This window comes from Candidatus Thermokryptus mobilis, assembly GCF_900070205.1.
Lineage (GTDB): Bacteria > Bacteroidota > Ignavibacteria > Kryptoniales > Kryptoniaceae > Kryptonium > Kryptonium mobile.
Map to the genome: position 1 here is coordinate 1 of NZ_FAOO01000032.1, position 9,488 is coordinate 9,488.

Sequence of the window (9,488 nt, forward strand, 5' to 3'; positions counted from 1 at the left end):
ATTATCAGCTGTCTGAACAATCTCAGAAAAGTTCCCCGGCTTTAACCTGTTCCATATGTTCTCATCATTGCTTACATAATCAGTTGACCAAATGAAAGCGTTGAAGCTGGTTAGACCTATCATATCTGATTCATCAAGGTCTGTAAACTCAAAGTTTGGTTCACCTGGACTCAAAGGGTCTAAACTACCATCTGGCAACAACCTACCTCTCGTTGGAATACCATCCCCCTCACCCTCATCCCCAGTCCCAGGAATCCCATCAACACCAACATCATCTATCAAAGGATTCCAATCACCATCATTGTCTATCCCATCCTGTTGACTCTCATCAACCATACCATCACCATCGTTGTCTATGCCATCATACGGATTCCCCGGCGACTCCAAAAATTTATAACCAAAATACCCAGGCTTCAAACCAAATTCACCTTTCCCATCGTGATCCCAAATATAAACCATACTTCTTGCATAAACAGGGATGTTATCAACTGGCGGATAATTCGGAACATTGTAAGGCGGAACGAAAAACGCGTCATCATCCGTCTGCTCATTACTTGTTGGTGCCCCACCACCAATATCAGCATCCCCATACATCCCAAAAATAACCGAATCTAATTTCTTAGGGCTCACATTCGTAATAGTGTAGACAAAGAAGATACAATCCTCAGCCAGCGGATTGCTCCACTGTAAAGCCCTAACTTGAACTTGAACTCCAAGACCGCGACGAGTAGAATCCTCAGGAAATGGAAAGTATCCATGCTCCTTGTTATCCCTATCATCCATTACATAGAATGCTTCAAGGTCTGCTTGCGTTGCATCCCTTGACAAATACCCAGGCCAAACATATTTCCCTAAAACAGGATCATACCAACTTGCTGGCCAAGAATCCGGCTTGCCATCACCATCTCTGTCCTTGTCAGGATTATGTGCTATCTTGTCCTGATTCGGATCAGCATATCCGGGAAGCGGATTAAATGTCCAAAACTCCGTCCCATCAGGCGATACCGTGCTATAGTATCTCAAACCGTCACTCACAACATGAATTCTTCTACCACTTGTATCAACAACTGATGCTGCAACCAACGGACTGAACTCATATATATGAGGCAGATCATTCCAAACGACATTTAACCTACGGTTGAAATTAGGACCAGCTCCAATTGCACCATAGTTGTAGATAACCGTCATCACCTTATTGCCATTCATAATCAAACTTTTTCTATCAGCGTAACTTTTTACTTTCCTGAAGTTACCGCCCCCGCCATCTTTCTTGTATACTTCCCTTTTTATCTGTGTGGCTTTATAAATCTCCAGAACTTGCTTCATGTAATTTTTAACACTTTCATGCTCGCGCTCTCGCATTTCAAATCTCTCACTGGAAAAAATCCCCCTTAAAATATTTAGGGCTTTATTCCTATCGGATAAAACCTGCGAGAATAGAGATGGGAAGCTTAGGATTATGATCAGAAAAATTGAAATAAGCCGCATTTGAAGCGGACTTTATTTTTTATTGAATATAAAAAAAGCAACGCCTTTTTGTCAATAAAAAATTGGATAAAAACGAGCTTTCCTAAAATTCACATCAACCGCCCTCTTTTGCTCAAATATCTAAAAAGAGCAACATCAAACGAAGTGCTTGTGTCCATAAGTTCATAATCAATTCCATTTACAAGACATTCAAGCCGATATCTTTTGATAAACTCCTCAAAAGCCCTTCTATAATCCTTCTGAACATAAAGTCCCTGCGTCATTATCTTCTCAGATGTCTCAACATCTTTAAAGATAGCGTCAAAATTAAAATTGAAATTTCTCTCCGCTGGATCAAGCACTTGAAAAACTATCAATTCGTTCCTTTTGTGCTTAAAATGTTTTAACGCACTTATAACTTCATCCTGCTCATCCAATAGATCGCTTATCACAATTATAAGCCCTCGCCTCTTTATCCTTTCGGCAATTGAATGTAAAACATCTGCTGTCTTCGTTTTATTTGACGGCTCATTACTCTCAAGCTCGGACAATATAACACTCAAATAACTCTTCACAGACCTCGGCGGAATGAACTTCCTTATCCGCTCATCATATAAAACAAGACCAATTGCATCCCTTTGCATCAACATAAGATAAGATAAGCCAGCTGTCAAATAACACGCATACTCAAACTTTGTTATATTTCCCCCCGATGAATAACCCATTGATCTACTCGCATCAAGAATTATGTAAGATCTTAAATTTGTCTCCTCCTCAAATTGCTTTATAAAGTATCTATCCGTTCTGCCGTAAACCTTCCAATCAATATATCTCGTGTCATCCCCAGCTGAATATTGCCTATGCTCAGAAAACTCAACGCTGAAACCATGATACGGGCTCTTATGCAAACCAGCTATGAAACCCTCAACAACAAGCCGTGCGATAAGCTCAAGATTTGATAACCTTGATACAAATTGAGGGTCAAGATATTTCCTGTGATTTTGCATCGTTTAAACCTCATCCAAGTTGAACAAGTATAACACCTGCTATAACTAAAGTCCCACCGACTAAAAAAGGCAAAGTTATCGGATTACCAAAAATTAACACACTAAGTATAGCCGTCATCAACGGTTGCCCATTCGTAAAAATGACAACTTTGCTCGCCTCAATCTTACCTATAGCATAATACCAAAGAAAATATCCAAAAATTGAAGTTCCAACCCCAAGATAAATAACGCCAAGATAAGAACCAAAAGAAACTTTTGCCATATCAAACTTAACGAAATCATATAACCCAAACGGTAGATAAATCAAACTGCCAATCATCACTGCAACTGCGGTTACATAAAGAGCACCATACTTAACTATCATCTTTCGCCCAAGTATTGAATAAAGCGCCCAAAACATCGCCCCAAACATTATTATGACATCGCCTTTTAAATTCTCCAACCGCAAACTCAAACCGCTCTCCCCGAATATGATACCGATCCCAACAAAACTTAAAATTACCCCAACGACTTTGTAAAAATTGATCTTCTCCCCCAATAAAATCGCAGAAAAAATCAACGCAAAAATTGGCGTCATCGCATAAATTAAAGATGCATTCGCAGGCGTTGTATATTTTATCCCGAGGATGAACGCAAATTGATTCAACGGGACAGCAAGAATCCCAAGCAATAAAAATTTAAATCTATCATTCTTTTCAACTTTCACTCTCCCATGCTTTGAAAATCTCAACACAAACCCAAAACCTAAACCAGCGATCGCAGACCTAAACAATGTCAATGTAAGTGGCGGAACCTCCTTTACAACCGCTTTTGCAATTATATGTGTAAAACTTGCAATCAATGTCTGTATCGTCAGCCAAAAATAAACCATCACTCACCTTCAAATAAATTTAAAATTTGCTCACAACTCCCAACGAAAGCATCAAGCCCAATAACATGGCGAACTAAATTTTCATAGATTAAATCCCACCCTTTAAAATCAAACTCATCATAAATCGTGTTGTGAAATATAACATTAAAAACCCCACCAAAACTTCTCACGACCTCAACAAGCTCAAAAACCTTCTCCAAAATCTCATCAACCGTTTCTGAACTTCTACCATACTGATAAACCGAATCCATAAAAACTATCGGAATCTCGTAAACATTAATTTCAGAATTTCTCTCAACATCATAAACTTTGAAAGGGAAAGCATAACCACACCTGAAACCACCTCTTGACAAGAAACCAAGCGTTGAATCATATCTAAAGCCAATCATTTCCTCAAAAAAAGGCGTGGTCTCAAAGTCATACATCAAATAATGCCATCTCACACCTGAAACTTTAATTCCAACTAAACGCTCAAGCTTTTCCTTCTCATATTTTACTAAATCAAAATTTTTAAAAGATGAAAACGACGGATGGAAAGCAACTTCAAAACTCTCGCCATTTAACTTATTGACGAAGTCAACAAGAAATTCATCCCATTTATAATTTGCATCATACTTTGAGCTTCCGCCCGATTTAAAGAAAAAGGTTGATTTAACACCAAGTGATTTTTCAAATTCAAAAATTCTTACCAAACCCTCACGATAAGGATCAAGACCTTTTAAAAGAAAATAAACAAATCTCGCAAACCTATGACGCCTCGTTTGAATGTCCTCCCGTCCCATTATAAATTTATTCACAACCTCATTATAAATTCCATAAAGAGACCATTTCCTTAACACATCAACATCATGCGTAAGACAGACCGCAAAATTCCTTCCACCCCATTTTTTCAACTCAACTACGATGCCAAATTTTTCCATCAACGATTTCAAAATGTAAAAGTAAAAATTCACTATCGGAAAATCAGAAACGCCAATCTTTACAAGTAAATTTTCCACATCTGGAAAACGACCGATTTCATCTCTTGCCTTCTTTATCCTCTCATCCCAACAGGACAAAAAATAAAACGAACACGAGAGAATATCAAAGTTTATGACAGCAAACTCATCCTCAACTCTAAACACCGGCTCACCAACTTTGAAAAAGATGGGAAGCTTAAACCCATCAAACTTTTCGGGGACAAAGGGTGGAGATAGTCTAACAAAATGAACAAACATCGTATCATATGCCTTTCCATCGTCAAAAAGTTTAATCGCCTCCTCACTCCTCCTGATGAAAATACCTTTTTCTATTTTAAAAAAATCACCATAAGCGATCAAAAAATCCTCATGCGAGGCATCGTCAATTGAATTGACAAAATCAAAATCAATTTTATAAACGCTGAAAAAATTCCTTAATACATACTCAACTCTTTTTCTCTGCGATTGTGATTCAACATCTATAAAAACTTTAACCCTCATCCCAAAACTCTCTCACTTAACGATAACATCGCTCAAAGAGACAAAATCATAAAGCGGAAACCTTTCGCAAAGTTCCCTCACTTGCTCTCTAACCTCTTTGTAAACCTGCTCATTCCCAACATTTGAAATCACCCTATCAATTAACTCAGCTATAAATTCCATCTCCTTCTCTTTCATACCTCTTGTAGTAAGCGCCGGGGTCCCAAGACGTATCCCACTTGTGACAAGCGGACTTTTATCATCAAACGGAACCATATTTTTATTCACGGTTATCCCAGCTTGCTCAAGTGCCTTTTCTGCGTCTTTCCCAGTTATACCTTTATTTCTGAGATCAATTAAAATTAAATGATTGTCAGTTCCACCAGAAACAAGATTATAACCGAGCTGAATCAATTTATTTGCCAACGCTTTTGCATTTTTTATAACTTGCACTGAATACTCCTTGAACTCTGGCTTTAACGCCTCACCGAAGGCAACTGCCTTAGCAGCTATGACATGCATAAGAGGTCCACCTTGAATCCCAGGCATAACAACACCATCAATTATCTCAGACATCATACGAAGACGATCACCTTTTGGCGTCTTTATACCGAATGGATTTTCTCTGTCCTTATACATCAAAATTAAACCTCCCCTCGGTCCTCTCAACGTCTTATGCGTTGTTGATGTGACAATATCACAATATGGCAAAGGATTATTCAACAAACCCGAGGCGATCAAACCAGCTGGATGTGCTATGTCCGCCATAAGATACGCTCCAACTTTGTCAGCTATCTCCCTAAATGCCCTGTAATCATAATCTCTTGGATAAGCACTTGCGCCAACAACTATCATCCTTGGCTTCTCTCGCTTTGCGATGTCTTCAACTTCGTTCATATCAATCCTTCCCGTCTCTTTTGAAACACCATAAAAAACGGCTCTGTATAGCTTCCCAGAGAAATTAACAGGCGAACCATGGGTCAAGTGTCCGCCGTGAGCTAAATTCAATCCCATAATCGTGTCCCCGGGCTGAAGAAATGTAAAATAAGCAGCCATATTCGCTTGGCTCCCGGAATGCGGTTGAACATTGGCATATTCACAATTAAAAAGTTGCTTTGCCCTATCCCTGGCTAAATTTTCAGCGATATCAACAAATTCACATCCACCGTAATATCTTCTGCCAGGATATCCCTCGGCATATTTATTTGTCAAAACTGACCCCATCGCCTCAAGGACAGCCCTTGAAACGAAATTTTCACTCGCTATTAATTCAAGCGTATAATTTTGCCTTTCCACCTCACCAGCTATCGCCCTATAAACTTCTGGGTCCTGTTCCTTCAACAAAAACATAACTTTAAATCTTTTTGTTTTTACAAATAACACCTCTTTTTCGCTTCAAACTTCAACCAATCCCTGAAATCAGGATGAGCTATTTCTATCAACGCCTTAGCCCTTTCTCTTATGCTTTTACCGTGAAGATAAGCCACACCATACTCAGTGACGACATAATGAACATCGCCCCTTGAAGTTACAACACCCGCTCCTTCCGTTAAAACTGGAACAATCCTTGAAATCGTTCCGTTTTTTGCCGTTGAAGGTAATGCAATTATCGGCTTCCCTCCCTTTGAACGAGCTGCCCCACGGATGAAATCAACCTGCCCACCTATACCACTGTAAATTCTATGACCGATGGAATCAGAACAAACTTGCCCGGTCAAATCAATCTGTAAAGCAGAATTTATAGCGACCATTTTTTCATTTTGCGCAATTATAAACGGATCATTCACATAATCCGAAGGATGAAACTCAAAAAGCGGATTATTGTCTATGAACTCAAAAAGCTTCTTGGTCCCGAGAACAAAACTCGCTATGACCTTGCCCCTGTGTAATGTCTTCTTTTCATTGTTCACAACCCCTGCTTCAATCAATGGCAAAAGCCCATCGCTGAACATCTCAGTGTGAATGCCAAGGTCTTTCTTATCCCTCATAAAAAGCAAAACCGCATCCGGTATCCCACCTATCCCCATCTGTAAAGTTGAACCATCCTCAATCAAATCCGCTATATAACCCGCGATCTTCCTGTGTAAATCGGTTATCTCTTCCTTTGGCAATTCAAACAAAGGTCTATCTGATTCAACAAAATAATGAATTTTGCTCACATGGATAAAACTATCCCCAAGCGCCCTCGGCATATTTGTATTGACCTCAGCTATCACAATCCTTGCCGTCTCAGCTGCTGCTTTAGTGCATTCAACCCCGACACCAAAACTGCAAAAACCATATTCATCTGGCGGAGAAACAGTTATCAAAGCGACATCAATTTTATATTCACCGCTGTAAAACAACCTTGGAATCTCGGACAAAAATATCGGCACAAATTCAGCTCTTCCATCATTGACTGCATCGCGAACATTAGCCCCTGTGAAAAAAGCACGATGCTTAAAATGACCTTGCATTTCCGGTGCGACATAAGGTGCTTCTCCAAATGTTAAGATATGTGCTATTTCAACATTTTCAAGTTCATCCTTCCTCGCAACAAGCGCTTTTATCAACGGCTCCGGCGTAGCACATCCCGGATGAACCCAAACCCTGTCACCCGATTTTATGACCCTTACCGCTTCCTCAGCCGTGACTGTTCTTTCTTTAAAGTGCTTTGTCCAGCTCATAGTAGTTCTTCAATTTTTTTGTATTTCAAGTTAAAAATTTCGGCGATGCTTTGATTTGTACAATAACCCAAATAAGTATAAACCCCCTTGGCAAAAGACGGGCGCTCCCTCAAAACATGTTCAAGTCCACTGTTCGCAATCTCAAGTATGTAAGGCAAACTTACATTCGTCAAAGCATAAGTTGCAGTCCTTGCAACATTTGAAGCTATGTTCGGAACACAATAATGTATAACGCCATGCTTAACAAAAACGGGATTAACTATCGTCGTTGGTCTGCTTGTTTCAATACACCCACCTTGATCAATTGAAACATCAATTATGACAGAGCCGGGTTTCATCTTTTTGACCATTTCCTCAGTTACAAGCTTTGGGGTCAGTGCCCCGTGAATTAAAACAGCACCTATTAAAACATCGGCAAACTGAACCGCTTTTTCAATGTTATAAACATTGGCTATAGCTGTTTCAACGCGCTTGTCAAAAAGTTTTTCAACCTCCCTTAACTTATCAACATCTTTATCAAGCACCACTACATGTGCCCCCAGTCCAAGAGCTGCTCTTATAGCGTTTTGCCCAACAACCCCAGCACCTAAAATCACAACAGTCGCCGGTGGAACCCCCGGAATCCCACCAAGAACAATACCCCTTCCACCATCCTCGTTTTGAAGATAACGCGCAGCTATAACAATAGCCATCTGCCCCGCTATTTCACTCATCGCTTGAAGTATCGGAAGACGACCATCAGGAAGTTCAATTATCTCATACCCTATGGCTGTTATCTTACGCTCAAGCAAAATCTCAACAAAACTTTTCGGCGCAACCGCAAGATGAAGAAAACCAAACAATAAATGTCCATCACACAAATAAGAATACTCCGCCTCACTTGGTCTTGAAACCTTAACTATCATCTGCGCCCTTTTGTAAACCTCTTCCTTTGAAAATACAATTTTACCTCCCATCTTTTCGTATTCAGCGTCACTGAAACCACTATATTCACCAGCCATTGACTCAACAAAAACCTCATGCCCACTATCAACAAGTGCTTTGACCCCAGCAGGTGTAAGTGCTACCCTCCTTTCAAGAATTTTTTGCGCATCCACACTTTCCCTTGGAATTCCAATGTTCATAGGTCAAAATACCTTTTGTTATTTTTGCAATTAAATATACGAAAAACTCTTTGGAAATTCATAAACAACATAACATCACGCCCGATGTAGCTATCTTATTAACTCTGCAAAGCGAATCAATCAAAACGAATAAAACAAAATCTCACTCTTCACTAATGCCCCAAATGGCAAAGTTATATTTAAACAAAAAAGCGGAGTCAGGTGTCCCCAACCCCGCTCCTATTTAAGCATCTTGAAGATCTCTCTAAATCTTACTCGGGAATCTGACCTGCACGATCAAACATCCTAACAGATATGATTTTGCCCAAACTAAATTATCCTATCTGTGCCGATCACTATCTTAATCAAGCTAAATAAATTTTGCAATCTTCATTTCGGTGTTGCTATTTTGTTTTTAATTTTGAAACGACTTAAAAGGGGCAGGGAAACTCCCCTACCCCTTGAATCTGTTAGTTCAATCTTCCCTGAAGCTTCAGCTCGCCCCCATCCTTAAACTTAACATACGGTATTCTTATATCAAAGTATAGATTTTCAGAGGGCGTATCATAAAGTTCGGTCTCGGTCTGTATAAATATGTTAACATCAAACTCTCTGACCACGCTCAAGACCTGACCCGGCTTAAGATCGTCGCCTATGACCACATTGAACCTCTTCAACAATCTTCCATTTTCATTTCTACACTTTACAATCGCGCTGTATTCGTCAACGATTTTATCACCGACATTTTTAAAGTTGATCTTAAAGACAACTCTCTTATCAAAACCCCAGAAATCTACAACACGACTGAACTTATGTATTGACTCAACCACGAGGTTTCTGTTTATCTGCTCAGTTATCTGCTCGTTCAATTTCTCAATGCGTTCGTGCTCAAGTTCGTCGAGCTTTTTAATGATGTCATAAAAGTTGGTTATCTC

The 9,488-nt window shown here is 39.6% G+C and carries 7 protein-coding genes and 1 pseudogene; all 8 read right to left on the reverse strand.

All coding sequences use genetic code 11. The annotated features are described in order from the left end of the window. Window positions 1-1,362, reverse strand: a pseudogene (locus tag FKZ43_RS11215) (hypothetical protein); the annotation flags it as partial. Window positions 1,363-1,577: 215 nt separating this feature from the next. After that, on the reverse strand, window positions 1,578-2,474 hold the full coding sequence (locus FKZ43_RS11220; protein WP_140945986.1) for a DUF58 domain-containing protein: 897 nt from the start codon (window positions 2,472-2,474) through the stop codon (window positions 1,578-1,580). Between the two features lie 10 nt (window positions 2,475-2,484). Further along, a complete protein-coding gene (locus FKZ43_RS11225; protein WP_140945987.1) occupies window positions 2,485-3,345 on the reverse strand; it encodes a DMT family transporter in 861 nt (286 codons plus the stop codon). Then, complete coding sequence (locus FKZ43_RS11230; RefSeq protein ID WP_140945988.1) at window positions 3,345-4,805, reverse strand: DUF7033 domain-containing protein; 1,461 nt, start codon at window positions 4,803-4,805, stop codon at window positions 3,345-3,347. The genes FKZ43_RS11225 and FKZ43_RS11230 overlap by 1 nt, the downstream gene beginning before the upstream one ends. Before the next feature lie 12 nt (window positions 4,806-4,817). Then, window positions 4,818-6,134: a serine hydroxymethyltransferase gene (gene glyA, locus FKZ43_RS11235; RefSeq protein WP_140945991.1), complete on the reverse strand. Its 1,317-nt coding sequence runs from the start codon at window positions 6,132-6,134 to the stop codon at window positions 4,818-4,820. A gap of 20 nt (window positions 6,135-6,154) precedes the next feature. After that, on the reverse strand, window positions 6,155-7,450 hold the full coding sequence (locus FKZ43_RS11240; RefSeq protein ID WP_140945989.1) for an acetyl-CoA hydrolase/transferase family protein: 1,296 nt from the start codon (window positions 7,448-7,450) through the stop codon (window positions 6,155-6,157). Beyond that, a complete protein-coding gene (gene ald, locus FKZ43_RS11245) occupies window positions 7,447-8,574 on the reverse strand; it encodes an alanine dehydrogenase (protein ID WP_140945990.1) in 1,128 nt (375 codons plus the stop codon). Before ald ends, FKZ43_RS11240 begins: the two co-directional genes overlap by 4 nt. Before the next feature lie 449 nt (window positions 8,575-9,023). Then, a partial coding sequence (locus tag FKZ43_RS11560; RefSeq protein WP_181180365.1) for a hypothetical protein occupies window positions 9,024-9,488 on the reverse strand: 465 nt, incomplete at its 5' end.

Bases quoted from the DNA above. Each gene is read 5' to 3' on its own strand.
- FKZ43_RS11220 (WP_140945986.1), bottom strand. From the start codon at position 2,474: ATGCAAAATCACAGGAAATATCTTGACCCTCAATTTGTATCAAGGTTA.
- FKZ43_RS11225 (WP_140945987.1), bottom strand. From the start codon at position 3,345: ATGGTTTATTTTTGGCTGACGATACAGACATTGATTGCAAGTTTTACA.
- FKZ43_RS11230 (WP_140945988.1), bottom strand. From the start codon at position 4,805: ATGAGGGTTAAAGTTTTTATAGATGTTGAATCACAATCGCAGAGAAAA.
- glyA (WP_140945991.1), bottom strand. From the start codon at position 6,134: ATGTTTTTGTTGAAGGAACAGGACCCAGAAGTTTATAGGGCGATAGCT.
- FKZ43_RS11240 (WP_140945989.1), bottom strand. From the start codon at position 7,450: ATGAGCTGGACAAAGCACTTTAAAGAAAGAACAGTCACGGCTGAGGAA.
- ald (WP_140945990.1), bottom strand. From the start codon at position 8,574: ATGAACATTGGAATTCCAAGGGAAAGTGTGGATGCGCAAAAAATTCTT.